This window comes from Arthrobacter jinronghuae, from assembly GCF_025244825.1.
GTDB lineage: Bacteria > Actinomycetota > Actinomycetes > Actinomycetales > Micrococcaceae > Arthrobacter_B > Arthrobacter_B jinronghuae.
The window spans coordinates 1,709,146-1,734,550 of the sequence record NZ_CP104263.1 but is presented as its reverse complement, the minus strand read 5'-3'; the positions used below and the strand labels follow the sequence as shown (position 1 = coordinate 1,734,550).

The 25,405-nt window shown below is 66.5% G+C and carries 24 protein-coding genes; 4 read left to right on the top strand and 20 right to left on the bottom strand.

The genetic code is table 11. From position 1 onward, the window contains the following. Window positions 1–16: 16 nt before the first annotated feature. The 13 genes from N2K98_RS08130 to hisI form a co-directional block, all read right to left on the bottom strand. On the bottom strand, window positions 17–379 hold the full coding sequence (locus N2K98_RS08130; protein ID WP_227933393.1) for a DUF1048 domain-containing protein: 363 nt from the start codon (window positions 377–379) through the stop codon (window positions 17–19). Continuing rightward, window positions 376–729, bottom strand: a complete 354-nt coding sequence (locus tag N2K98_RS08125; protein ID WP_255865475.1) for a PadR family transcriptional regulator — start codon at window positions 727–729, stop codon at window positions 376–378. The genes N2K98_RS08130 and N2K98_RS08125 overlap by 4 nt, the downstream gene beginning before the upstream one ends. A 132-nt stretch (window positions 730–861) precedes the next feature. After that, window positions 862–1,338 (bottom strand): hypothetical protein, encoded by a 477-nt coding sequence (locus N2K98_RS08120; RefSeq protein ID WP_255865474.1) that lies wholly within the window; start codon window positions 1,336–1,338, stop codon window positions 862–864. 129 nt (window positions 1,339–1,467) lie between these two features. Next, window positions 1,468–2,925 carry a glutamate synthase subunit beta gene (locus N2K98_RS08115; RefSeq protein WP_255865473.1) on the bottom strand — a complete coding sequence of 486 codons (1,458 nt, stop codon included), beginning with the start codon at window positions 2,923–2,925 and terminating at the stop codon, window positions 1,468–1,470. Beyond that, window positions 2,918–7,507 carry a glutamate synthase large subunit gene (gltB, locus tag N2K98_RS08110; RefSeq protein ID WP_255865472.1) on the bottom strand — a complete coding sequence of 1,530 codons (4,590 nt, stop codon included), beginning with the start codon at window positions 7,505–7,507 and terminating at the stop codon, window positions 2,918–2,920. Before gltB ends, N2K98_RS08115 begins: the two co-directional genes overlap by 8 nt. Before the next feature lie 261 nt (window positions 7,508–7,768). Further along, on the bottom strand, window positions 7,769–8,803 hold the full coding sequence (lgt, locus tag N2K98_RS08105) for a prolipoprotein diacylglyceryl transferase (RefSeq protein WP_255865471.1): 1,035 nt from the start codon (window positions 8,801–8,803) through the stop codon (window positions 7,769–7,771). Beyond that, window positions 8,800–9,594, bottom strand: a complete 795-nt coding sequence (trpA, locus tag N2K98_RS08100) for a tryptophan synthase subunit alpha (protein WP_255865629.1) — start codon at window positions 9,592–9,594, stop codon at window positions 8,800–8,802. The genes lgt and trpA overlap by 4 nt, the downstream gene beginning before the upstream one ends. An 11-nt stretch (window positions 9,595–9,605) precedes the next feature. Further along, the gene (gene trpB / locus N2K98_RS08095; protein ID WP_255797878.1) at window positions 9,606–10,964 is read right to left on the bottom strand and encodes a tryptophan synthase subunit beta; all 1,359 of its coding nucleotides are present in this window, start codon (window positions 10,962–10,964) and stop codon (window positions 9,606–9,608) included. A gap of 67 nt (window positions 10,965–11,031) precedes the next feature. After that, a complete protein-coding gene (gene trpC, locus N2K98_RS08090) occupies window positions 11,032–11,868 on the bottom strand; it encodes an indole-3-glycerol phosphate synthase TrpC (RefSeq protein ID WP_255865470.1) in 837 nt (278 codons plus the stop codon). Further along, window positions 11,869–12,159, bottom strand: coding sequence for an HGxxPAAW family protein (locus N2K98_RS08085; protein WP_255797880.1), 291 nt, complete (start codon window positions 12,157–12,159; stop codon window positions 11,869–11,871). Between the two features lie 109 nt (window positions 12,160–12,268). Then, a complete protein-coding gene (locus N2K98_RS08080) occupies window positions 12,269–12,946 on the bottom strand; it encodes a Trp biosynthesis-associated membrane protein (RefSeq protein ID WP_255865469.1) in 678 nt (225 codons plus the stop codon). After that, window positions 12,943–14,529 carry an anthranilate synthase component I gene (locus N2K98_RS08075; RefSeq protein ID WP_255865468.1) on the bottom strand — a complete coding sequence of 529 codons (1,587 nt, stop codon included), beginning with the start codon at window positions 14,527–14,529 and terminating at the stop codon, window positions 12,943–12,945. Before N2K98_RS08075 ends, N2K98_RS08080 begins: the two co-directional genes overlap by 4 nt. Before the next feature lie 55 nt (window positions 14,530–14,584). Beyond that, the gene (gene hisI, locus N2K98_RS08070) at window positions 14,585–14,971 is read right to left on the bottom strand and encodes a phosphoribosyl-AMP cyclohydrolase (protein ID WP_255797883.1); all 387 of its coding nucleotides are present in this window, start codon (window positions 14,969–14,971) and stop codon (window positions 14,585–14,587) included. 101 nt (window positions 14,972–15,072) lie between these two features. Between hisI and N2K98_RS08065 the strand changes: the two genes are divergently transcribed. Together N2K98_RS08065 and N2K98_RS08060 are read left to right on the top strand one after the other, a co-directional pair. Beyond that, entirely contained in the window at window positions 15,073–15,717 is a 645-nt protein-coding gene (locus tag N2K98_RS08065; RefSeq protein WP_255798167.1) for a TIGR03085 family metal-binding protein, read from the top strand. A gap of 487 nt (window positions 15,718–16,204) precedes the next feature. Continuing rightward, window positions 16,205–16,861: a dihydrofolate reductase family protein gene (locus N2K98_RS08060; RefSeq protein WP_255865467.1), complete on the top strand. Its 657-nt coding sequence runs from the start codon at window positions 16,205–16,207 to the stop codon at window positions 16,859–16,861. A gap of 99 nt (window positions 16,862–16,960) precedes the next feature. Here the strand turns inward: N2K98_RS08060 and N2K98_RS08055 are convergent, their stop codons facing one another. The 3 genes from N2K98_RS08055 to N2K98_RS08045 all read right to left on the bottom strand — a co-directional run bounded on the left by N2K98_RS08055 (window position 16,961) and on the right by N2K98_RS08045 (window position 20,564). Beyond that, window positions 16,961–17,980 (bottom strand): DUF808 domain-containing protein, encoded by a 1,020-nt coding sequence (locus N2K98_RS08055; protein ID WP_255865465.1) that lies wholly within the window; start codon window positions 17,978–17,980, stop codon window positions 16,961–16,963. Between the two features lie 265 nt (window positions 17,981–18,245). Beyond that, entirely contained in the window at window positions 18,246–19,286 is a 1,041-nt protein-coding gene (locus N2K98_RS08050) for an NAD(P)-dependent alcohol dehydrogenase (RefSeq protein WP_255865464.1), read from the bottom strand. A gap of 66 nt (window positions 19,287–19,352) precedes the next feature. Beyond that, window positions 19,353–20,564 carry an MFS transporter gene (locus N2K98_RS08045; protein ID WP_255865463.1) on the bottom strand — a complete coding sequence of 404 codons (1,212 nt, stop codon included), beginning with the start codon at window positions 20,562–20,564 and terminating at the stop codon, window positions 19,353–19,355. A gap of 150 nt (window positions 20,565–20,714) precedes the next feature. On the opposite strand from N2K98_RS08045, the gene N2K98_RS08040 reads away from it, so the two are divergent. Beyond that, window positions 20,715–21,209: a hypothetical protein gene (locus N2K98_RS08040; protein ID WP_255865462.1), complete on the top strand. Its 495-nt coding sequence runs from the start codon at window positions 20,715–20,717 to the stop codon at window positions 21,207–21,209. A gap of 438 nt (window positions 21,210–21,647) precedes the next feature. Then, the gene (locus N2K98_RS08035; RefSeq protein WP_308219824.1) at window positions 21,648–22,529 is read left to right on the top strand and encodes a cupin domain-containing protein; all 882 of its coding nucleotides are present in this window, start codon (window positions 21,648–21,650) and stop codon (window positions 22,527–22,529) included. A gap of 63 nt (window positions 22,530–22,592) precedes the next feature. On the opposite strand, the gene N2K98_RS08030 is transcribed toward N2K98_RS08035, so the two are convergent. The 4 genes from N2K98_RS08030 to hisG all read right to left on the bottom strand — a co-directional run bounded on the left by N2K98_RS08030 (window position 22,593) and on the right by hisG (window position 25,358). Further along, window positions 22,593–22,985, bottom strand: a complete 393-nt coding sequence (locus N2K98_RS08030) for a hypothetical protein (RefSeq protein WP_260554159.1) — start codon at window positions 22,983–22,985, stop codon at window positions 22,593–22,595. 4 nt (window positions 22,986–22,989) lie between these two features. Beyond that, complete coding sequence (locus N2K98_RS08025; RefSeq protein ID WP_255865459.1) at window positions 22,990–23,475, bottom strand: GNAT family N-acetyltransferase; 486 nt, start codon at window positions 23,473–23,475, stop codon at window positions 22,990–22,992. A 254-nt stretch (window positions 23,476–23,729) separates the two neighbouring features. Then, window positions 23,730–24,500 (bottom strand): imidazole glycerol phosphate synthase subunit HisF, encoded by a 771-nt coding sequence (hisF, locus tag N2K98_RS08020; protein ID WP_255865458.1) that lies wholly within the window; start codon window positions 24,498–24,500, stop codon window positions 23,730–23,732. Between the two features lie 15 nt (window positions 24,501–24,515). Further along, complete coding sequence (gene hisG / locus N2K98_RS08015; protein ID WP_227922084.1) at window positions 24,516–25,358, bottom strand: ATP phosphoribosyltransferase; 843 nt, start codon at window positions 25,356–25,358, stop codon at window positions 24,516–24,518. Window positions 25,359–25,405 lie beyond the last annotated feature (47 nt).

Genomic DNA, 25,405 nt, shown 5'->3' with positions numbered 1-25,405 from the left:
CTCCAATCCGGTGTTTTTATACCTCTTCGGCGGACCGGTCGATGGTCTCGACAAGGCGCCTGCGCTCCTTGTCGATCCACTGGCCGTCCGCGTAATTCGCAATGAAGGCCTCCGCGAACTCCACCGGATCCTCTCCGACAATGCTGCGGACCGGAGTGCCGTCAACAGCGGCACGCTCAACCAGATCAACAAGGTCTTCGAGCATCTGGACGTAAACATCGCCCTTCGCAATCGGCGCCGCATACATGAAGTAGCGTTCGAGGCCGTCCATGGCCCTTCGGTATCCGGCGGGCAGTTGTTCCTTGCGCTGCTTGAACCTGCGCCAGCGCCTTTTTTCCTCCAATGGTCCCGTGACCAGCTCTATCCATTTGGCGGTCATGATGGGTCTCCTTCGTGCGGGTGCTTAACAAGCTGTTGGAGTTGTTCGATCCGGGAAGCCAGGAAGCCCCAGGTTCCCCAGAACTCATCGAGGTACTCGGCGCCCTGGGTGTTCAAGGTGTAGACCTTCCGCGGCGGTCCCTTTTCCGAGGGAACCTTCTCGACGTCGACAAGTCCGCGTTTCTCGATCCGGACCAGGAGCGCATACACGGTTCCCTCGGCAATCTCGGTGAAGCCCTGCTCACGCAGCCGCGCGGTGATGTCGTAACCGTAGGCGGGCGAAACGGCGAGGATCCCCAGGATGATGCCTTCGAGGGTCCCCTTAAGCATCTCCGTCATCTGCTTACCCATGGAGCCGTCTATCTACCTAGTAGTGCTATCTACCAGTAGACAGTAACACTAAGTACCGACGCCGCAAAAGGTTTTCGGCAAAGAAAAAGCCCGGAGATCACGTGGGTGATCTCCGGGCTCAGACGGCGCGGCCTACTGCTTGCCGGGTCCCGGCGCAGGCGGAGCGGTGTAACCCGCCGGGGCGTTGTACTGCGGCGCCGCGTTGGCGAATCCCGGGTACTGGGGCGGGGCCGCCACTCCCCCGGGAGCCGGCGCGGGAACGGGCTTGGGATTGAGCTCTGCACCGATCTCGGCCAACACGAAAGGCAGTCCGGCCTTGGAAAGGTACAGGGGACGGACCACCGTGGCCACCAATATGGCTGCGACGGAGACGGCATAGGTGGGCACGCCCCGATAGACCACGAGGAACAAACCCAGGCACACGGTCAGCAACATGACCCCAACGAGCAGGGCCAGACCGATGAGCCCCCTCGGACTAAACCGGACCTCCATCTGCGGGCGCAGCGGGTGCCGCTTGAGTTGCCGGGCCTTCACCAGATACATCACCAGCACGGCGCCCCCGAAGCCGAACACCGCGCACACGACCATCGTCGTGAAAGCAATCCACATATTTCTGTCCCCCAACATAAGCGTGCTTGTGTATGTGTGCACCGACACCCTACCGGACTTCGGAAGCAGGCCGGCGCAATAAAGCAGGCGCCGGAAAGTCTCCGACGCCTGCTTTGTTTATGCGGTTTTCTACAGCACCGTGATGGCCCGGTCCGTCGGCGCCACCGGTGCGGGCAGGCGGGTCGATCCCATCAGCCACTGGTCTACGGCAGCCGCAGCGGCCCGGCCTTCGGCGATGGCCCAGACAATCAGGGACTGTCCACGCCCGGCGTCACCGGCGGCGAAGACCCCCGGGGTTCCGGTCATGTAGTAGCCGTCGCGGGCCACGTTGCCGCGGTCGTCGAACTCCGCGGAGACCTGCTCGGCCAAGCCGGCCGGCTCCGGGCCGGTGAAGCCCAGGGACAGGAACACCAGGTCCGCCGGAATAATCCGCTCCGTACCGGCCTTCGGCAGCCGCTTTCCATCCACGAATTCGGTCTCAGCCACCTTCACCCCGGTGAGCTTCCCGTCCTCCCCCACGAACTCAACGGTGGACGCCAGGAACGTGCGTTCCCCGCCTTCCTCGTGGGCGCTGGCCATCTCGAACAGCGTCGGGTACATCGGCCACGGCTGGTGCGCGGCCCGCTCGGCGGGCGGCTGCTGGCCGATCGCCAGGGTGGTCACCGAGGCAGCCTGCTGGCGGTGCGCCGTCCCGAGGCAGTCCGCCCCGGTGTCGCCGCCGCCGAGAATGACTACGTGCTTACCCTCGGCGCTGATCTGGTTCTTCACGCTGTCCCCGGCCACGGCACGGTTGGACTGCACCAGGTAATCCATGGCGAAATGCACGCCGGACAGCTCCCGGCCCGGGATCGGCAGGTTCCGCGGAACGGTGGCGCCGGTGGCGATCACCACGGCGTCGTAGCGGCGGCGCAGCTGCTCCCAGCTGATGTCCTTGCCCACTTCGACGCCGGTGCGGAAGCGGGTGCCTTCGGCGCGCATCTGCTCCAGCCGGCGGTCCACCTGGATTTTTTCCATCTTGAAATCCGGGATGCCGTACCGCAGCAGCCCGCCGATCCGGTCATCCCGCTCGTACACGGCCACGGTGTGCCCGGCACGGGTGAGCTGCTGCGCGGCAGCCAGCCCGGCGGGGCCGGAGCCGACGACGGCGATGGTCCGGTCGGTCAGCCGCTCCGGCGGATGCGGGGTAACCCAGCCCTCGCCCCAGGCTTCGTCGATGATGGAGACCTCCACCTGCTTGATGGTGACCGGCGGCTGGTTGATGCCCAGCACGCAGGAGGCCTCACAGGGCGCCGGGCAGAGCCGGCCGGTGAACTCCGGGAAGTTGTTCGTGGCGTGCAGCCGTTCAATGGCCTCGGCACCCTTGTCCCGCCACATCAGGTCATTCCACTCCGGAATGAGGTTGCCCAGCGGGCAGCCCTGGTGGCAGAACGGGATGCCGCAGTCCATGCAGCGTCCGGCCTGGGCCTGCAGCACACCTTTTTCCTGCGCTTCGTAGACCTCCTTGTAGTCCATGATGCGCACCGGCACCGGACGCCGCGGCTGGGTTTCCCGCTCCCGTACCTTCAAGAATCCGCGTGGATCAGCCACCGGTAACCTCCAAAATCTTGTTCCATGCCTCGGCGCCGTCGGGATCGAGTCCCGCTTCGGCGGCGGAGGCGCGGGCGCCGAGCACTGCCGCGTAATCCCGCGGCAGCACCTTGGTAATGCGGGTAACCGTGTCCTCGAAGTTCTCCAGCATTTTCTGGGCCAGGTCCGAGCCGGTCTCCTCCAGGTGCCGGACCAGCAGCCCGCGGATGATGTCGACGTCCTCGGCGTCCGGGGCAACGAGTAGCAGCTCGCCGCGCTCCAGGGACTCCTTGTTGACGCGGGCGGATTCCAGGTCCACCACAAACGCGGTGCCGCCGGACATACCCGCGCCGAAGTTCCGGCCCGTGGGTCCCAGGATCAGGGCCTGACCGCCGGTCATGTACTCACAGCCGTGGTCGCCGATGCCTTCGACGACGGCGGTGGCCCCGGAGTTGCGGACCAGGAAGCGTTCGCCCACCTGGCCGCTGAGGAACATCTCGCCGCTGGTGGCGCCGTAGCCGATCACGTTGCCGGCAATGACGTTGCGTTCCGCCGCGAAGACGTTGCCGCGGTCCGGACGGACAATGATCCGGCCGCCGGACAGGCCCTTGCCCACGTAGTCGTTCGAGTCGCCGAACAGCCGCAGGGTGATCCCGGCAGGCAGGAACGCGCCGAGCGACTGCCCGGCCTGCCCGGTGAGGGTGACGTCGATGGTGTCCGGAGCCAGCGTGTCCACGCCGAAGGTCTTGGTGACGGTGTGCCCCAGCATGGTGCCCACGGACCGGTCGGTGTTGACTACATCCAGCGCAATCCGCACCGGCGCCCGGTTCTGCAGCGCGTCGGCGCTCATCTCAATGAGCTTGTTGTCGAAGTGCTGATCCAGTTCGTGGTTCTGCTGCACCAGGTTCCGCAGCGGCGCGCCGGGGTCCACCTCGGGTCCCCGCAGGATCGGTTCCAGGTCCAGGCCGTCCGCCTTCCAGTGGTCGATGGCGGCCTGCGTGTCCAGCAGCTCGGTGCGGCCAATGGCCTCTTCGAGGGTCCGGAAGCCCAGCTCGGCCAGGATTTCGCGGATCTCTTCGGCAATGAACTCGAAGAAGTTCACCACGAACTCCGGCTTGCCGGTGAAGCGCGCCCGCAGTTCGGGGTTCTGCGTCGCCACGCCCACCGGGCAGGTGTCCAGATGGCAGACGCGCATCATCACGCAGCCGGAGACCACCAGCGGTGCGGTGGCGAAACCGAATTCCTCGCCGCCCAGCAGCGCCGCCATCACGACGTCGCGGCCGGTCTTGAGCTGGCCGTCCACCTGGACCACCACCCGGTCCCGCAGGCCGTTGAGCATCAGGGTCTGCTGGGTTTCGGCCAGGCCGAGCTCCCAGGGAGCCCCGGCGTGCTTGAGCGAGTTCAGCGGCGAGGCGCCCGTGCCGCCGTCGTGCCCGGAGACCAGCACGACGTCGGCCTTCGCCTTGGTCACGCCGGCCGCCACGGTGCCGATTCCGGCTTCGGACACCAGCTTCACGTGGACCCGGGCGCTCGGGTTGGAGCGCTTCAGGTCATAAATCAGCTGGGCGAGGTCCTCGATGGAGTAGATGTCGTGGTGCGGCGGCGGGGAGATCAGCCCGACGCCGGGAGTGGAGTGGCGGGTGCGGGCCACCCACGGGTAAACCTTCTGCGCCATCAGCTGGCCGCCCTCGCCGGGCTTGGCGCCCTGGGCCATCTTGATCTGGATGTCCCGCGCGTTGGTCAGGTACAGGCTGGTCACACCGAACCGGCCGGAGGCCACCTGCTTGATCGCCGAGTTACGCTCGGGGTCCAGCAGCCGTTCCGGGTCTTCGCCGCCCTCACCGGTGTTGGACTTGGCGCCCAGGCGGTTCATCGCGATGGCCAGCGTTTCGTGTGCTTCCTGGGAGATGGAGCCGTAGCTCATGGCTCCGGTGGAGAAGCGCTTGACGATGCTGGAGACGGGCTCCACCTCGTCCAGCGGCACGGGTGTGCGGTCCCCGGTGCGGAAGTCCAGCAGCCCGCGCAGCGTCATGAGGTTCCGGGACTGGTCGTTCACGCCGTTGGTGTAGGCCTTGAACACGTCATACCGGCGTTCGCGGGTGGCGTGCTGCAGCCGGAAGACCGTCTCGGGGTTGAACAGGTGCGGCGGTCCTTCGCGGCGCCACTGGTATTCGCCGCCGTTGTCCAGGGCGCGGTGCGGTTCCTCCACGCCGTCGCTCGGGTACGCATCGGCATGCCGGGCAGCGGCTTCGGCGGCGACCACGTCCAGCCCGACGCCGCCGAGCTGGGTTTGGGTGCCGTGGAAGAACTCGTCCACCAGTTCCTGGCCCAGGCCGAGCGCCTCGAAGGTCTGCGCGCCGCAGTAGGACGCGACAGTGGAAATGCCCATCTTGGACATGATCTTCAGGACGCCCTTGCCCAGGCCCTTGATCAGGTTGGCAACGGCTTCTTCGCCGGTGACACCGGTGATGTCGCCGTTGCGGACCAGTTCCTCGCAGCTTTCCATGGCCAGGTACGGGTTCACGGCGGAGGCGCCGTAGCCGATCAGCAGGGCCACGTGGTGGACCTCGCGGACATCGCCGGCTTCCACCAGCAGGGAGATCTTGGTGCGGTTGGCGCTCTTGAGCAGGTGGTTGTGCACTGCGGAGAGCAGCAGCAGGGACGGGATGGGTGCCCACTGCGCGTTGGAGTCCCGGTCCGAGAGCACGATGTACTGCACGCCGCGGTTGACTGCTCCCGAAACCTTTTCGCAGATCTCGCTGATCCTTGCCCGCAGTTCGGCTTCGCCGCCTTCGGGGCGGTAGAGGCCGCGGACCTTGAGCGCTATCCGGTCGCCGTCGTCGTCCGTGAGGTTGGCGATCTTGGCGAGCTCGTCGTTGTTGATCACCGGGAACTTCAACGCAACCTGGCTGGTTTTCACCTGCTTCAGGGACAGCAGGTTTCCATTGGGGCCAATCGAGGCCTGCAGGGAGGTGACCAGTTCCTCGCGGATGGAATCCAGCGGCGGGTTGGTGACCTGGGCGAAGGACTGCACAAAGTAGTCGAAGAGCAGCCGCGGCCGCTTGGAGAGCACGGCGATGGGGGTGTCGGAGCCCATCGCGCCCAGCGGTTCGGCGCCGGTGCGGGCCATCGGGCCCAGCAGGATCCGCAGTTCCTCCACCGTGTAGCCGAAGGTCCGCTGCCGGCGGTTGATCGACGCCTTGGTGTGCAGCACGTGCTCACGTTCGGGCAGTTCCTCCAGGCGGACCTGGTTTTCCTTCACCCATTCCGCCCACGGGTTGGCGGCGGCGACCTCGGCCTTGATCTCTTCGTCTTCGATCAGCCGGCCCTCGGCGGTGTCCACCAGGAACATCTTGCCCGGGGAGACGCGGCCCTTGCGGACCACCTTGGCGGGGTCAATGTCCACCACGCCCACTTCGGAGGCCAGGACCACCAGGCCGTCGTCGGTCACCCAGTAGCGGGCGGGGCGCAGCCCGTTGCGGTCCAGCACCGCGCCTACCTGCACTCCGTCGGTGAAGGACACGGCGGCCGGACCGTCCCACGGTTCCATCAGCATGGAGTGGTACTGGTAGAACGCCCGGCGGGCCGGGTCCATGGTTGCGTGGTTTTCCCAGGCCTCCGGGATCATCATCATGATCGCGTGGGTGATGGGCCGGCCGGAGAGCATCAGCAGTTCGGCCACCTCGTCGAAGGACGCGGAGTCCGAAGCGCCGGGGGTGCAGATGGGGAAGAGCTCTTCCGGGGTCTGTCCCAGCAGCGGGTTCTTCATCTGCGACTGCCGGGCGCGCATCCAGTTCCGGTTGCCCTTGACCGTGTTGATCTCACCGTTGTGCGCGATGGCGCGGAACGGCTGCGCCAGCGGCCAGGACGGGAACGTGTTGGTGGAAAAGCGGGAGTGGACAATGCCCAGCCGGGTCTTGAACCGCGGGTCGGACAGGTCCGGGAAGAACGGTTCCAGCTGCGCGGTGGTCACCATGCCCTTGTAGACCATGGTCCGAGAGGACAGCGAGGGGAAATACACCCCGAACTTGTTCTGCGAACGCTTCCGGACGCGGAAGGCCCGGGCGTCCAGGTCCTCGGTTCCGATCCCCTCTTCGGGGGCCAGGAACACCTGGACAAAGTGCGGCATGCAGGCGCGGGACATCGCTCCCACGAGTTCGGCAACGATGGGCACCTCGCGCCAGCCCAGCACCCGCAGGCCCTCGCTGGCGGCAATGAGCTCGACGCCGGCGCGTGCGGTCAGCTGCTCCCGGTCCTCGGTGGGCAGGAAGGCGGTGCCGACGGCGTAGCCTCCGGCCGCGGGAAGTTCAAAGTCCACTACTGCGCGGAAGAATTCGTCCGGGACCTGGGTCAGGAGGCCGGCGCCGTCGCCGGTGCCTTCATCGGCGCCCACGGCACCGCGGTGTTCGAGGTTGCGCAGGGCTGCCAGGGCGGCGTCGACAATCCCGTGGGTGGGCTCGCCCCGCAAGGTGGCAATAACGGCCAGGCCGCAGGCGTCCTTTTCATTCTCGGCGCGGTACAGGCCGGAATCCTCCGGGAGCGCGGCGAAGCGGGTGAACGGTGACACCACGGTGTCCGGAAAAGCAGACAGGGAATCAGTCATAAGAAGTGAGTCCTTCCCCCTTGTAGAGCGTTGGGAGGGGACAGCGCTGGCCCCTGCGGGAATCCACGAGGGACGCTCCGCGGCGTTGATTGATTTTACGGCTCACTTCACCCCGGTAAACCCGGAAACTGATCCGGTTTTACTGGGAATCTTTGGTGCCGTTAACCGCCGCTTTTCCGGAGGGGTGTCCCGGTGCTGCAGCCGTCTGGCGCCACGTCAATGTGGCTCCGCCTGCAGCGCCTTCGAGGGTAACCCGGAGGGTCAGGCAGAAGGTCCGTTGTTCTTGGACCGGTGAGGAGGGGACTCCTCGGTTTTTGTCTCTGCGAGATTAGCACGCACGGGGCGTTCAGCTGATGCCGATTCCGCATTCCCGGCTTCTGTTTCGTTCTTGTTATCCGAAGCCGTAATACCGTCCTGAGGTGCGGGTTCGTGGCCCGGCAGGTAAAGCGAGCCTTCCCCGCCCTTGCGGGCCTTGAAAGTCAGGTAAATGAACATCGCGATGGAGGCGATCAGGATCAGCAGGCTGGTCCAGACATTGAGGCGTTGTGTGACGCCGAGCAGCGTAATCATTTCGGCATCGTCAATGCGCAGGAGCTCAATCCAGAGCCGTCCGGCGGTGTAGAACGCGGCGTAGATCCAGAACAGGCGGCCGCCGCGGAGCCGGAAGCGGCGGTCAAGCAGCAGGAGCAGGGCAACGCCGGCCAGGTTCCAGAGGGACTCGTAGAGGAACGTGGGGTGGAAGGTGGTGCCGGGTGCGGCGCCGTCGGGGAAGTTGGCGTTGTCCGCGTCGATTTCCAGGCCCCAGGGCGCATCCGTTTCGGAGCCGAACAGTTCCTGGTTGAACCAGTTGCCCCAGCGGCCCACGGCCTGGGCCAGCAGCAGACCGGGAGCGCCGACGTCGGCGAACGTGGACAGCTTGATGCCGGCACGGCGGCAGCCGATCCAGGCACCGACGGCGCCCAGGGCCACCGCACCCCAGATGCCCAGCCCGCCGAGCCAGATCTGCGGAATAAGGGACAGGTCCCCGTCCGGGCCGAAGTAGGCGTCCGGGGAGGAGAACACGTGGTAGAGCCGGCCGCCGATGATGCCGAACGGGATGGCCCAGATGGAGATGTCCCAGACCGCGTCTGCGGGCAGTCCGCGGGCGTTCCAGCGCCGCGAGGTCATCCACAGGGCGAGGAGGATGCCGGCCAGGATGCACAGCGCGTACGCGTGGATGGTCAGCGGCCCCAGCGAGAAGCTGCTGAAATCGGCAGGCGGGCTGGGGATGCTGGCGTACACGGACATCGGGTTCATTTGCTGGCCTTCGGAGTTCCGGTACTGAGGTCATGGGTAAGGGTTGCGACGGCGTCCGTGCCGCCGTCGCGCAGGGCGGCCACCAGGGCGGTGCCCACGATGACGCCGTCGGCATAGGCGCCGATTTCCTTCACGTGTTCGGCCCGGGAGACACCCAGTCCGACGCAGACGCGTTCGGCGCCGGCCTCGCGGGCGGCGCTGACCACGCTCTGGGCGGCGTCGCTGACGCTGTCGCGGGCGCCGGTGACGCCCATGATCGACACGGCGTAGACGAAGCCGCGGCTGGCGGCCACGGTGGTCTTCATCCGGGCCGGCGTGGAGGACGGGGCGACCAGGAATACGCGGTCCAGGCCGTACTTGTCGGAGGCTTCCAGCCATTCGGAGGCTTCATCCGGGACCAGGTCCGGCGTGATCAGGCCCGCTCCCCCGGCTTCGGCCAGGCGGCGGGAGAACTCGTCCACACCCATCCGGACTACCGGGTTCCAGTAGGTCATCACGAGCACGGCAGCGTCGGTGGCTGCCGTGATGCCGGCAACGACGTCGAACACCTGCGCCACACGGAAGCCGTCCGCCAGCGCCTGGGTGGTGGCGGCCTGGATGACGTGGCCGTCCATCACCGGGTCGGAATACGGGATGCCGATTTCGATCAGGTCGGCACCGTTTTCCGCCAGGGCAATGCCTGCGGCAATGGTGGCTTCCACGGTGGGGAATCCGGCGGGCAGGTAGCCGATGAGCGCTGCACGCCCCTCGGCGGCGGCCCGGTCAATCGCGGCCGCGGACTTGCTCTGCATTACCTCGGTGCTCAAAGCTGTTCCCCTTCTTTGCCGATCTCGGCTTCGGCTGAGCGCTCGTCCAGCAGGTTGAACCATTCGGCGGCGGTGGCCACGTCCTTGTCCCCGCGGCCGGAAAGGTTCACCAGGACAATCTTCTCGGAAACATTTCCATCGGAGCCGGCCTCTTCGGCGAGCCGCCGGCCCACCTTGATGGCACCGGCCAGGGCGTGTGCGGACTCGATCGCGGGGATGATGCCCTCGGTGCGGCAGAGCAACTGGAAGGCGTCCATGGCTTCGGCATCGGTGATCGGCTCGTAGCTGACCCGCCCGATGTCGGCCAGGTGGGCGTGTTCGGGTCCGACGCCCGGGTAGTCCAGGCCGGCGGAGATGGAATGCGATTCGATCGTCTGGCCGTCGTCGTCCTGCATGAGGTAGGAGCGGGCGCCGTGCAGCACGCCGGGTCGGCCCAGGGTGATGGTGGCGGCGTGGCGGCCGGTTTCGACGCCGTCGCCGCCGGCCTCGAAGCCGTAGATCTTCACTTCGGGATCATCCAGGAAGCCGTGGAAAATGCCTATGGCGTTGGAACCGCCGCCGATGCAGGCGCACACTGCGTCCGGCAGCCGGCCGGCCTGCTCCAGCATCTGGGCGCGGGCCTCTTCGCCGATCACTTCGTGGAAGTAGCGGACCATGGCAGGGAAGGGGTGCGCGCCAGCGGCGGTGCCGAGCAGGTAGTGGGTGTTGTCCACGTTCGCGACCCAGTCCCGCAGGGCCTCGTTAATGGCGTCCTTCAGGGTCTGGGAACCGTTGGTCACCGGGATGACCTTCGCGCCGAGCAGTTCCATCCGGGCCACATTCAGTGCCTGGCGGCGGCAGTCCTCGGCCCCCATGTAGACCACGCATTCCAGGCCGAGCAGTGCTGCTGCGGTGGCGCTGGCGACGCCGTGCTGGCCGGCACCGGTTTCCGCGATCACGCGGGTCTTGCCCATCCGCTTGGCAAGCAGGGCCTGGCCCAGGACGTTGTTGATCTTGTGGGATCCGGTGTGGTTGAGGTCTTCGCGCTTGAGGAAGATCCGCACCCCGCCGGCGTGCTCGGAGAAGCGCTTGGCCTCGGTGAGCAGGGACGGGCGGCCGGAGTAGTTTTTGTTCAGGTCGGCAACCTGGGCGGTGAACTCCGGATCGGCCTTGGCCTTCTCGAAGGTGTCTTCCAGTTCATCCAGCGCCGCGATCAGGGATTCGGGCATCCATCGGCCGCCGTACTCGCCGAAGTACGGACCGGACGCGTGCCGCAGGGAGGGAACTTCCCCGTTCAGGAAGGCCTCCGTAACGCTTCCGGTTCCGGTTTCCGCGGCAGCACCGGCTGCCTGTGCCTGTTCCGACTTCCCGATCATGGGCTTTGTGTCCTGTCCTGCTTGAGCCCGGGCCGTTCCTGCCCGGACAGGGAGTTGGTGCTATGGGTCAGCTTTCACCGTGGTGCCGGGCGCGGGCGGTAAGAGCCTTGGCGCCGACGGCGGTGAATTCGCCGATGGTTTCGGCCGGGGATGCGTGCTTCACGAGGGCTTCGCCCACCAGCACGGCGTTGGCTCCGTTGGAAGCGTAGTGCTCGACGTCGGCAACGTCACGGACGCCGGATTCGGCGATCACCACCGGACCGGAGGGAATGCCGCCGGCCAGGGAGGCGAAAACCGAACGGTCGACGTCGAGGGTCTTCAGGTTGCGCACGTTGATGCCGATGATCCGTGCACCCAGGGCCAGGGCCCGGTCCACTTCTTCGGCGGTGTGGGTCTCGACGAGGGCGTTCATGCCCAGCTCGTGTGTGAGGTCCAGGAAGCTGCGCAGCTGCTCGTCCTCCAGTGCCGCGACAATGAGCAGGATCAGGTCTGCGCCGTGGGCACGGGCTTCCCATATCTGGTACTCGTCGACGGTGAAGTCCTTGCGCAGCACGGGGATGCCGACGGCGGCCCGCACCGTGTCCAGGTCCGCCAGGGATCCGCGGAAGCGGCGCTGTTCGGTGAGGACGCTGATGACGGCTGCTCCCCCGCGCTCATACGCTGCGGCGAGGGAAGCGGGGTCGGCGATGTCCGCGAGTTCACCCTTGGAGGGGCTGCTGCGCTTGACCTCCGCGATGACCCGCAGTTCGGTGCGGGGTTCCGCGTTTCCGCCCAGTGCTGCGTAGGCGTCCAGCGGTGCCGGGGCCTGCAGCGCCTGCCCGCGGACCTCCTCGAGCGAGACATTCTGCCGGCGTTCGGAAAGGTCTTCCCGAACGCCGGCAATGATGTCGTCGAGAACGCTCACTCAGTGGCTGCTGTTCTTCAGCTTCGATCCGTTGACGCCGTAGCCTGCCTTGCGCATGATGAAGCCGACCAGCAGGCCGACCAGCATCACGGCGATGCCGGCGAAGAAGCCGACGTAGCTGGCCATGATGTAGGCAACGGAAGACACAGCGGCGCCGACGATCATGATCAGCACGCAGGTCCAGGCTGCGGGGGTGTTGCCGTGCCCGATGGTTTCATCGTGGATGCTGGCGTGGCTTTCGCCCTCGTTTTCCTGACCGGCTTCCAGGTGCTGTTCGGTGTTTGTGCTCATGCTGAATCTCCTCGTTAACGAATCTGGTTTCCATTCTGCCATTACTGGGCGGAAACCCTTTCACACATTGCGCCGGTGTTCGGCCCAATCTGGTGGCTGTGGGGGGAACCTACTTGGGGTCCGTCGGGTCCTCGCCGCGGGTGAGCCGGTCCCAGCTGTCGATTTCATCGACGGGCGGGCCTGCCGCGGCGTCCTTGGGGTTGCGTGCATCCGGGCTGGTGCCGGGCGCGGCACCGGTGCCTTCAGCAGCGGCACCGGTGTCCGGAGCCGCGTCGCCGGGCTCGGCCGTGGGGGCGTAACGGCGCGACGTCGTCCAGTGCCGGCCCGCGAGGGCTAACCAGATACCCGCGAGGGCAATGAGGATGCCGATGGCCAGTGCGGCGTAGGGCATGGGCGTCAGTTCCACCTGAGTACCCTCGGCGGAGCTGACGCCGATGGCCTTGCCGATGGCGCCGGCAGCGCCCTGGAGGGGGTCGCTGATAATCCGGGAGCTGGCCACGGCCACTCCGACGCCGGAAACCACGATGATGACGCTGATGATCCAGCGGGCAATCCGTCCGGCGATTCCGGCGGCCAGGGCGGCGGCCACTCCCACCACGGCAAACGCGGTGACGGCGGTGGCGGCATCGCTGCCCGAGACGGCGACGTCGGGCGTGACGACGTTCGCGGCGGGCAGGGTGACGTTCAGCCAGGTGCGGGTGGTGGTGCCGAAGGCCAGTGCCGCCAGCAGGACGGTCACCATGATGACGATGCCCTTGCGCTGCCAGCGGGGGGTGGTGGTGCTCACTTGTCTGCTTCCTGTGCGATGGTGCCGGCGGGGGTTCCGGCGGGAGTTGCCGCGACGGTCTCCAGCGATCCGGCGAGGAGGGCGGCCCGCAGCGGAGCGGCCGCCTTGTTGACGGTTTCCTGCGCTTCGGCTTCGAGGTCGGAGTCGTTGACGATGCCGCCGCCGGCCTGGACGTACGCCTTGCCGTCGCGCAGCAGCGCGGAGCGGATGGCGATGGCCATGTCCATGTCTCCGGCGAAGTCGAGGTAGCCCACTACCCCGCCGTAAATGCCGCGGCGGTGCGGTTCCACTTCGTCCAGCAGCCGCAGGGCGCGGGGCTTCGGCGCGCCGGACAGCGTACCGGCCGGGAAGGTCGCGGCCAGCACGTCATAGGCGGTGGACGCGTCCGCGAGCCGGCCGACGACGGTGGAGACCAGGTGCATGATGTGGCTGAACCGCTCCACCTCCATGAACTGGGTGACGTCGATGCTGCCGGGCCGGCAGACCTTGGAGAGGTCGTTGCGGGCCAGGTCCACCAGCATCAGGTGTTCGGCCCGCTCCTTCTCGTCCTCCAGCAGTTCCTCGGCCAGGGCCCGGTCCTGTTCCTGGGTCTTGCCGCGGGGCCGGGAGCCGGCGATCGGATGGGTGATCACGTCGCGGCCGGTCACGGTGACGAGCGCTTCCGGGGATGAGCCCACCACGTTGAACGGGTTGCCGTGCGCGTCCTCGAAGTTGAACAGGTACATGTACGGGCTGGGATTGGTGTTGCGCAGCACCCGGTAGACGTCGAGCGCCTCGGCGCGGCATTCGGCCTCGAAGCGGCGCGAGATGACCACTTGGAAAACCTCGCCGTCGACAATGGCCTGCTTGCCGCGCTTCACCGCCCGGGTGTAGTCGGGCTTGGGCCAGCTTTCCTTCACGTTGGCGGCGACGTCGACGGCGGTTCCCGGAGCCAGCACGGAAACGGCCTGCGGTGCGGATCCCGCGAGCCGGCCGAGCATCGACCGGACGCGGGCCACGGCGTCGTGCCACGCCTCATCCACGCGCTCATCGGAGCCGTCGAAGTTGATCGCATTGGCCACCAGCGTGACGGTGCCGTCGCTGTTGTCGTGGATGGCCATGTCCGAGACCAGGTTCATCGCCATCTCCGGCAGGTCCAGGTCATCGGCCGGCGGGTTGGGCAGCTTTTCCCAGTGCCGCACGGTTTCCCAGCCGACAAAGCCGACCATGCCGGAGGTGAACGGAGGCAGCTCGTCGAATCGGTCGGTGGCCAGCAGGTCCACGGTGCGGGCCAGGGCCTCGACCGGGCTGCCGTCCAGCGGAACACCGGCGGGCGGCTCGCCCAGCCAGCGGACCTGCCCGTCCAGGGTGGTCAGGGTGGCGCGGGACCGGGCGCCGATGAAGGAGTAGCGGGACCAGACGCCGCCGGACGCGGCCGATTCCATCAGGAAGGTGCCGGCCTCGCCGTTGGTGAGTTTGCGGTAGATGCCGATGGGGGTGTGCGCGTCCGCCAGGACTGTCAGGCGCACGGGAATCACCCGGCGGTCGCGTGCCAGGGCCCGGAATTCGTCCAGGGTGGGGCGGATGGCTCCTAGATCCTGCATGGTGTGGTTCCTACTTCTTCCCTACGAGGTGGGTGGAGCGGGTTTAGGCGGCGGGTTAGGCGGCGCCGACGACGGCGGGCAGCTCACGGCCGTCGAAGCAGGTGCGGGTGCCGGTGTGGCAGGCCGCCCCCACCTGGTCCACACGGACCAGCAGGGCGTCGCCGTCGCAGTCGAGGGCCACGGACTTCACCCACTGCACGTGTCCGGAGGTGTCCCCCTTGCGCCAGTATTCCTTCCGGGAGCGGGACCAGAAGGTCACCCGGCCCGAGGTCAGGGTGCGGTGCAGGGCTTCGTCATCCATCCAGCCGAGCATCAGGACCTGGTTGGTGTCGTACTGCTGGATGACGGCGGCCACCAGCCCGGCGTCGTCGCGCTTCAAGGACGCGGCGAGCTCGGGATCGAGGGAAGCCGGCGGATTCTGGGGGGAAGGTGTGGGAAGCATCGCTACCGATTCTACTGCCCGACGGAAAAACGCCGCCTTACACGTTCTTTTGGTGCCGCAGCCCCGGCAAAAGACGGGGTTCCATGCTAGTTTCAGCAGTGATGCATTTCGTTGATCCGTCCCGTGAAGTCCTGGCCGAGACGCTGCTTGCAGCCGGGCCCAATGCACCCACGCTTTGCGAGGGGTGGCAGACCAAGGAGCTCGCAGCTCACCTCTATCTGCGCGAGCACCGGATGAGTGCTGCCCTGGGCGCGTTCATCAAGCCCCTTGCCGCACGCGCGGACAAGGCGCTGGAGGAAACTGCGCAGAAGGCGTCCACCACCGAGAGCTACGCCAAGCTGGTCCGCGCCTTCCGTGCCGGCCCGCCGCGGCTCTCCCCCATGCACCTCAAAGCCGTGGACAACAGCGCCAACCTGAGCGAGTACTTTGTGCACACCGAAGACATTCGGCGTGCCTCGGACCGCTGGGCGCCGCGTGCGCTGGACTCTGACTATTCGGACGCCCTGTGGGCCGAGCTGATCAAGCGCGCGGCCATCCTGTACCGCGGCGTGGACCTGGGCATTGTACTGGTCCGCCCGGACGGTCCCCGGCATGTGGCCAAGCGCGCTCCGGTGTCGGTGGCGATTGTCGGCGAGCCCTGCGAGCTGCTGCTGCACGCGCACGGCCGGACCGGGCATGCGCTGGTGATGTACGAGGGCCAGCCGGACGCCGTCGCGCTGCTGGAGAGCGCGGAAATCGGGCTTTAGCTCTCCCTTTCCCGTTTGTTCGCGGCGTTCTCCGCGGGATCTCCACGCCGCCGGACTGACCATTTGGCGGTGCGGTGCCCGAATCCGCTGGCCGCAGGTCGGGCGCTAAGCGCTCGTTGTACAGATAATGGGCCCATTCCCCGCCGGTAAGCCCGTTATCTGTACAACCAACGGTGAAGACACCCCGGGTAAGCCCGTGACAACCAACGGTGAAGACGCCCGGATAAGCCCGTTACAACGAATGACGAAGACACATCTGGGAAGGCATAGTTGCCTGGCGGCTTGTCGCGGCGAACGCGCGGCGAACGCGCGGCCGGGCCATGATATTTCGGGCAGCGGTATTGACAGTCCGCCTGCCCTCTCTGGATCTTGGGCGTGTGCCATTCCAAACTTAGTGCCGGACGGTGCTGCGCCTGCGCCGCTGAGACGCCTCGCATTCTCTCGGCCACCGCGCTGGTTCTCTCGCCCGCCAGACTAGGAGATAGCCATGAGCCGTGTCCGCGTTGACCTGAACATCTCCCTCGACGGCTTCGCCACCACAACGGACCAAACTCCGGGGAACCCCTTCGGCGACGACTGGGGGCGCCTCACCGCCGCCTACGCTGCCACGCGCACCTTCCGTCAGCGGGTGCTGCACGACGAAAGCGGCGAAGGAACCACCGGCGTCGACGACCGCTATGCCGAGCTCTACTTCGAAGACATTGGCGCGGAGATTATGGGCGCAGGCATGTTCGGGTTGCATGCGAACCCTGATGACCCGGACTGGCGCGGATGGTGGGGCGAGGACCCGCCCTTCCACGTTCCCGTCTATGTGCTGACGCACAATCCGCGGGAGCCGCTCGAAATGGCAGGAGGCACCACCTTCGAGTTCCTCACGGCAACACCCGAAAAGGCGCTGGATACTGCCGCCGCGGCCGCCGGCGGCGGAGATGTGCGGGTCGGCGGGGGCGCGTCGACCGTGCGCGACTTTCTTCGGGCCGGTCTCGTTGATGATCTCCACGTCGCGATCGCCCCCATCATCCTGGGGCGCGGCGTGCGGCTGTGGGATGACCTGCGCGGACTGGAGGCGGACTGTCAGGTCACCTCGGAATCAGCACCGAGCGGCACCACGCATGTCACGTTCCGGCGCGGGGAGCGATCCTGACGCTGCCCGGTCTGCTCCCGGATTGTCGAAAACCCGCACGCACGCAAAAAGGGGCGGCCCCCTTAGCAAAGGAGGCCGCCCCTGAGACAGGAGTCCAGGTTAGCCGGCGGGGTCGACGTCGGGTTTCCCCGAACTGTGCCCGGCTGCTGCCGCCCTGGCCTCACCGTCTTCATGTCCGTCTTTCTTGCCGAACGGCAGGACCTTCTTTAGCGGGTGCAGAACGGCCATAACAACCAGCCCCCACGCCAGTCCCACCACTGCCGAGCAGAGCGTGTTGACGAGCCAGGAGAGGAAACCGCCCACAACCGCAATACCGGCTACCGGATGTTCAAGGGTGTGAACCAGGTCGTACGGTGCGTGCCAGCCGAGGTCCGAGACGCCTACCAGCATGATGTGCCCGCCCACCCAGAGCATGGCGATGGTTCCAACGAAGGTGATGGCTGCCAACACGGCAGGCATTCCCTTCACCAGCAGTCCGCCGAGGCGCTGGGAGCCTGCTGAGTCCTTCTTGGCCAGGTGCAGGCCGATGTCGTCCATTTTGACGATCAGCCCCACGGCCCCGTACACGAGGATGGTGATTGCAATGGCGACCACCACGAGGATGATTGCCCGGACCCAGATGGACGCATCGCCCACCTCGTTCATGGAGATGACCATGATCTCGCAGGACAGGATGAAGTCGGTGGTGATGGCTCCCTTGATCACCTTGGACTCGGCGTCGGGCCCCCGCTCCACCGCCGGCGCCTCTTTGTCCTCGTGGTGGCCGAAGAACTTGTGCCAGACCTTCTCCGCGCCCTCGTAGCAGAGGTACGTGCCGCCCAGCATAAGAATGAACGGGATCACTCCCGGAATGAAGGCGCTGATCAGCAGCAGTGCCGGCAGGATGATCAGCAGCTTGTTCCGGAGCGACCCCCAGAAGATCTTTTTGATCATCGGCAGTTCACGGGACGGGTCGGCACCGGAGACGTATTGCGGGGTTACGGCGGCATCATCGATGACGACGCCGGCGGCCTTGGCTCCCGCTTTCGCGGCTCCGGCAGCAATGTCATCCACGGAAGCCGCGGCTATGCGCGCCAGTGCAGCGACGTCGTCCAGCAGGGCGACAAGCCCGCCGCTCACAGTGCGGCTCCATGCTGGTGCGGGACGGGCAGGTGCTCACGGAGGGCGCCCTCCAGGCGCAGAATTGGCATGTGCTCAATTATAGGCGGGCAGTGACTACGGCGGTTTACGCCGGCTTTACACGGATGGTGTTTCCTCCGGTACCCACCTTGCCCTTATGTCCCCCGTTGCCCGCACCAAACCTGGCTACACCTTAACGCAGAAACGCCCCGCCAACCGGCGGGGCGCCGCTGCTATCAACTAGCCTCTGCTGTCAACTAACGGATTAGATAGTCGCCGCGTCAATGACGAACCGGTAGCGGACGTCGGACTTCAGCACACGCTCGTAGGCGGTGTTGATGTCCTCGGCCTTGATCAGCTCGATCTCGGGGGCAATATTGTGTTCGGCGCAGAAGTCCAGCATTTCCTGGGTTTCGCTGATGCCGCCGATGTTCGAGGCGGCGTAGGAGCGGCGCTTGCTCATCAGGGTGAAGACGGAGATGGGCAGTGCCTCGGGCGGAGCACCCACGCTGACCATGGTGCCGTCCAGTCGCAGCAGCGACAGGTACTGCTGCAGATCGATCGGCGCGCTGACCGTGTTAATGATCAGGTCGAACGTGTTCGCGAGCTTCTCGAACGTGGTGTCATCGCTGGTGGCGTAGTAGTGCTCGGCACCGAAACGAAGGCCGTCTTCCTGCTTGCTCAGCGTCTGGGACAGCACGGTGACCTCGGCGCCCATGGCGACGGCGATCTTCACGGCCATGTGGCCGAGTCCACCCATGCCGACGACGGCGACCCGCTTGCCCGGCCCTGCGTTCCAGTGTGCGAGGGGTGAGTAGGTGGTGATGCCGGCACAGAGCAGCGGGGCCGCGGCTTCGTACGGGATGCTCTCCGGGACGCGGAGCACGAAGCCGTCATTCACGACGACGGAGGTGGCGTAGCCGCCCTGGGTGATGGTGCCGTCGCGGTCCTCGCTGGCGTAGGTGCCGACGTTGCCGTTCAGGCAGTAGTTCTCCATGCCGGCCTGGCAGTTTTCGCATTCGCCGCAGGAGTTAACCATGCAGCCAACGCCCACCCGGTCGCCGACCTTGTGCGCGGTGACGTCGGCTCCGACCTCGGCCACGGTGCCCACGATTTCGTGCCCGACGACCTGCGGGTACGCGATGGGTCCCCATTCGCCGCGGACGGTGTGGATGTCCGAGTGGCAGACACCGGCATAAGCGATGTCGATGAGGACGTCATGCGGGCCGACCTCGCGGCGTTCGATCGTGGTGGGGACCAACGGATCGGTGGCGGAAGTGGCTGCGTAAGCGCGTGCGGTACTCATAAATCTCCAAGCTGTGGGGTAACCGTGCCATAGGGCACTTAAAGCACAAGCCCGATCCGGCGTCGTTTATTTCCTCGGGGTACCGACGACGGCGGATCCGGCCCGTTTCGAGCCCAGCCGCCGGTACGCCAGGCCGATGCCGCCGCAGACCACGTAGGCCGCGCCTATGAACAGCCACCCGGCGAGGAACCCGCCGGAGTACTGGAGCAGCAGGCCCATGGCCAGCGGCCCCAGCGCGAAACCGGAGTACATGCCCAGCGAGACGGCCCCGGACGCCGCGCCCACCCGTTCCCGGGGAACCTCGCGCAGCACGCCGGCCATCACCACCACGTTCACGCCCAGCACGGAGGCGCCGTGGAAGACGACGCCGCACCACAGCAGTGCGGGCGCTCCGGTCTGCCCGGCCGCAAGGAGCAGGGCAGCACCGCAGACAGCCCCGGCGGCGAGGATCAGCAGCAGGGTGGAGGCCCGGACGCCGTCGGCCATCCTTCGTCCCCAGAGCACCCGGGAGGTCACGCCGACGACGCCGGCCACCGCCGCCGTGACGCCGCCCATCAGCAGCGAGAAGCCGATCTCCCGCTGCGCGAACAGGGGCAGATAGACGTTGGTGGCCTGCATGCCGGCACCGGAAAACAGGGCAAACGCTGCCAGCAGCCAGACTGAGGCAGGGAACTTGCGGTCCACGGGTGGCCGGGGCGCTGCCGAAGCGTGGGGCCGTGGTTCGGGCGGCAGCCGGAACCACGCGTACGCGAGCAACAGGAACAGCACGACGACGGCGCCCACGGCGGCCCCGCGCCATCCGGCGATCAGGGCGGCGGCCGGGAAGAAGAGACTGGAGAACAGCTGGCTGGCCTGCACACCGGACTGCTTGATTCCCATCCAGCCGGGCCGTTTGCCCGGTTCGACGGCGTGGATGATGATCCGGTTCGTGGTGGGGTTGGAGATGGCCTGCGCGGGGCCGGAAAGCAGGACGGCGGCCAGCAGCCAGAAGTAGTTGCCGGACAAGGCGGCGAAGCCCAGGGCGAGGGCGGTGCCGCCGAAGATAATCAGCAGTTGGGAGCGGGCGCTGATCCGGTCGCTCAGCCGGCCCAGCCACATGGACGACACAGCAGCTCCCGCGAAACAGGTGGCCGCCAGCACGCCGAACTGCGCTTCGCTGATTCCCAGGTCCGCCATGATCAGCGTGCTCGTCGCGGAGAGCCCGTAGTTCATCATCGGGCCGGCGCCCATGGCGCAGACCAGCACAAACAGCAGGCCGGGTCCGGCGGTGGAGCGCACGCGTATTCCTTTCGTGGATCAACAGGACCCATTGTGGCCTGTGGACACGAAGGTTACCGACTGAGTCCGCCGGGGTGTCCGGATATCATTGGTGGGCGCAGCATCTCCCCCTGCCGACCGCAATTCGCCACTTCACCCGCTAGGAACCCGTTGAACAGGAAATCACTCAAGGACGACGGCTTCACCGGCTTCCGGCCCATCGACGGTCTGGACGTCAACCGGATCCCGCAGCGTCAGGGCATTTTCGCCGTGCTGCGGCCCGAGGGGTTCGAACCGCGGTTCCTCAAGGAAAGCACGGCCGGGGTGTTCAAAAAGAAGAAGCCAACCCTGTCCCGGGATGAGCTCGCCGCCGAGTGGGTGGCGGATGCCGACGTGCTGTTTCTCGGCAAGGCCGGCGCCGGCAGCCAGGGCAACCGCGGTCTGCGACGGCAGATCTCCGAATTCGTGGACTTCGGCAGGGGAAAGCCGCCGGGGCACTGGGACGGCCGGCTGATCTGGCAGCTGCTCGATGCAGAAGATCTTCTGGTGGCGTGGAAGGAACTGCCGCCCGACGCGCTCAACCCGGCCCTCGCAAAGTACCAGGCGGAGTTTGTCCGTTTATACGGCAAACTGCCCTTCGCCAACCTCGTCCAGGCCCGCGCTTAGGAGCTGTTATTCCTGACTGGAAATAGTACGAGCCGCCTCCTACCAATCACGGAGAGCCTCCGGGCCGGGGCCGGCCCACACTCCGCGACGGGAATGGCTACAATTAAATGACTGGTTGTGTGCCTGTCGGGCGCCGGCCAATCGCCGGCCCAAGGCCATCGCCGGGCCCAATAGGTTCGTCTTTGTCCCATTCTGGTGATCTAAGTGACCCTCGTGCGTACTAATTCCTCCCACTCACGGTCTGTAGCACCCTCTCGCCGTCTTTTACCACTATCTTCCCGCGGCCTACTCATTGACTGGGATCCCGCAACCTACCGCCAAACGCTGGAGCGCTTTGCCGCGGACGAGCCGGTCGCAGTCCCCCGTCCGGAAGCCGGAACCGGCTCCCCGTTTCCTTTCCGCCTCTGGGTCCTGGACGCCGATGTTCCACCGCCGATCATGCTGCACCCGCACTGGGAGCAGGCGCTGGCGGGTTTCGTGCGGGAACAGGCTCGGGGCGTGCCGCTGGGTGCGGGAAACCGTAACTACAAGGACCGCAACCCGAAGTGCGAGGTCGCCGTGGCTCTCACGCACCTGCGCGTGCTTGCCGGGGAGCGGAGCACGGAAGAACTTCAGGCCATCGCTTCGGGGCTGGAACTGCCCTGGTTGCGTTCCTACCTTTCCTTCCACCATGAGACTGTCATCCACTCCGTGCTGCGCATGACGCCGCACGAAAACGCAGCGGCACTGCGGGAAACAGCCGACGCCGTGGAACGGGTCCGGCACGTCGAAGGACCGGCCGCCCAAGCGGTCGCCGTAGTACGCCGGCTTCAGCATCTTTTCCCCCACGACCGAGGCATCCTGCTGGCTATCTGCATGAAGCTGATCGAGCTGGAACCCGGCCGGGCGGCCGTGATCCCTCCCGGATGCCTGCATACGTACCTATCCGGTCGGGCAGTGCTGGTTATGGGCACCTCCGACAATGCGCTTCAGGCCGGTCTGGCCAACGGGTACGTGGACCTCTGCGAGCTGCAGCTGTTGACGGGCAACGAACAACCGCAGCCTTCTCCCCTTCCCGTGCTCGACGTCGGCCCAGGCGAACAGCGCATTCCGCTCTGGAGCGACGACATGGAGCTGCGGCGAGTGGTTGTAGGCGATGATCCGATGCCCGTCCGCGTGGGTCCGTTCAGCGTGGTGCTGGCTGCGTTGGAGCCGGCCGCCATCACGGTGGACGAGGTCACAGCGGACATCGAGCCCGAAGCGAAGATCCTGTACGCCGGGGAGACTGTGACAGCCACGGTCACGGGGCCGTCCCAGATCTTCGTGGCCTCAAGGCTCTAGCCGGTCTTACGGTCGGCTGCCCTTCGCCAACCTTGTCAAGGCCCGCGCTTGGTCCTGCTGGATTTAGAAGTAGGCATCAGGCTCGCTCAGGGCAGAGACCATGCCGGCGACGACGAACAGGGCAGTGAGCAGGGAGAACGCGGCAAAGGGCCACCACCTTTGAAGCCATGTCCTCCCCTGCCGGACCCGGATGGTCAGATACAGCGAGAAGCCGGCCCAAGGCAGGGCGACGAAGGCGAAAATTATCAGCGAGAGTTCCATTCCGCCTTCGTCGCAGCCCGAACCGTAACCGGTTTCCGGGGTGCACACCATGCGGGTCGGGTAAAAGCCCAGATTCGTCCCGAACAACAGCGCCGGCAGGGCACAGATAAGCACGCCTGCAAGAATGAACCCTGCCGTTCCAGCGCCCTGACGGTTCACATGCTTCACACGTCCCGGGCGTTCATACGTCCCCATGCGCTCACCCCAGCAATACCCGGTTATCCCCTTCGGCAGGGCTGAGCCTCTTGCTGAACAGCACATATCCACCGTCTTGGCCCGTGGTTTCATAGCCCGCGGCCCGGTAGAGCAGCTCGGCCTGGTTGCTTCGGTAAACACCGAGTTCCACAACGCGGGCTCCGCTTGCGCTGGCCTTCTGCTCGAACGCATCCAGGAGAAGCCGCCCGAGTCCTTGGCGACGACGGCCGTCGAGGACACTGATCGAGATAAGGGTTGCGGTGTCACCATCAAGGCTCCACATCACATACCCAAGCGGGTGCCCATCTGCATCAATGCAGAAGATCGTGGAGGGAAGGCAATCGATCCAGACTTCCAGATTCTGGTCGAGAACCGTCAGCCACCCCTGGAGCGCATGCGGCTCGATGGTCTCCATGTACTCGCGCTCTTGGCGGAGGATGAAAGGCAGATCGCTTACTTCGGCGGGCCGAAGGCGTGTTGGCGTAGTCATGGACGTGAGCATGCCACATGCATCCCCGGTCTCACCGGAAGCCAAGCGGGTCTCCCCGCCCGGCGGTCTGCGGACTGCGGCTCCCGAATCCCTCCGCTTTGTCCGAAAACCTCCGTTTTGTGACTATCCCTGCGCCGCGCGGCGCAGGGATAGTCACAAAGCGGAGGGAAACGTGACCTGTTCGACGGAGCGCGGGTGGTACAGTCCACCACAGCGCGCCGCCGGATACCACGGAGTGCTCCCCGGTTGCCCAGCTAGCGGACGTCGAACCCGGCGTCGCGGATGGCCTGCTTGACCTGATGGATCGCATCGTCCGGGCCGAAGTGGAACACCGAGGCGGCCAGGACGGCGTCGGCCCCGGCAATCACGGCGGCCGGGAAATGCTCCGGCTTGCCGGCCCCGCCGGAAGCGATGAGCGGCACGTCGACGGCGGCACGGACGGCCCGGATCATCTCGATGTCGAAGCCCTCACGGGTGCCGTCGGCGTCGATGGAGTTCAGCAGGATCTCCCCCACGCCGCGGTCAGCCGCTTCCTTCGCCCAGGCGACGGCGTCGATCCCGGTGCCGGTGCGCCCGCCGTGGGTGGTGACCTCGAAGCCGGACGGCGTGGCGCCGTCGTGCGTGCGCCGGGCATCCACGGAGAGCGTCAGCACCTGGGAGCCGAAGTGCCGAGTGATTTCGTCGATCACGTCGGGGCGGGCGACGGCGGCGGTGTTGATGGAGGCCTTGTCCGCGCCGTAGCGCAGCAGCCGGTCCACGTCCGCGATGGAGCGCACTCCCCCGCCGACGGTCAACGGAATGAAGACCTCTTCGGCGGTGCGGGCGACGACGTCGAACGTGGTGTCGCGGTTGCCGGAGGAGGCGGTGACGTCGAGGAAGGTCAGTTCGTCGGCGCCGGCACGGTCATACCGGTGCGCGAGCTCCACCGGATCGCCGGCGTCGCGCAGGCCCTCGAATTTGATCCCCTTGACCACCCGGCCGGCGTCGACGTCCAGGCAGGGGATGACGCGGATGGCAACACTCATAACGTGTCCCCTTCCCTAGATCCGGCAGGCGTGGATGCTGCTGACCAGGATGGCGCGGGCGCCGATGTCGTAGAGCTCGTCCATGATCCGGTTGGTGTCGGACTTCTTGATCATGGAGCGCACAGCCACCCAGTCGCTGTTCTGCAGCGGGGAGACGGTGGGCGATTCCAGCCCCGGGGTCAGCGCGGCGGCCTCGTCCACGAGGTCCTTGCGGACGTCGTAGTCCATCATCACGTACTGGCGTGCCACTAGGACGCCGCGCAGGCGGCGGATCAGCACGTCGACGCCGGCGGGGCTGGCACCCTTGCGGCCGATCAGCACGGCCTCGGACTTCAGGATCGGTTCGCCGAAGATTTCCATCCCGGCGGCACGGAGAGTGGTGCCGGTTTCGACGACGTCGGCAATTGCGTCCGCGACGCCGAGGCGCACGGAGGATTCCACGGCACCGTCGAGCCGGACCACGGAGGCGTTGATGCCGCGTTCGGACAGGTAGGAGCGCAGCAGGCCGTCGTAGCTGGTGGCCAGGCGCTTGCCTTCGAGCTGGTCGATGGAGGAGAAGTCCCCCACCGGGCCGGCGAAGCGGAAGGTGGAGGCGCCGAAGCCGAGGTTCATCAGCTCTTCGGCGTCCACCTGCGCGTCCAGGAACAGGTCGCGGCCGGTGATGCCGACGTCGAGCGTTCCGGCGCCGACGTAGACGGCGATGTCGCGGGGGCGGAGGAAGAAGAATTCGACGTCGTTATCGGGGTCCACCATGACCAGTTCGCGGGTGTCGCGGCGCTGGCGGTAGCCCGCCTCGTTGAGCATGGCGGAGGCGGATTCGGACAGGGCACCCTTGTTGGGTACGGCTACACGGAGCATGGGAGCATCTTTCGCTGGAAGTTCGTTTGGGAAAAGGTTCGACCGGC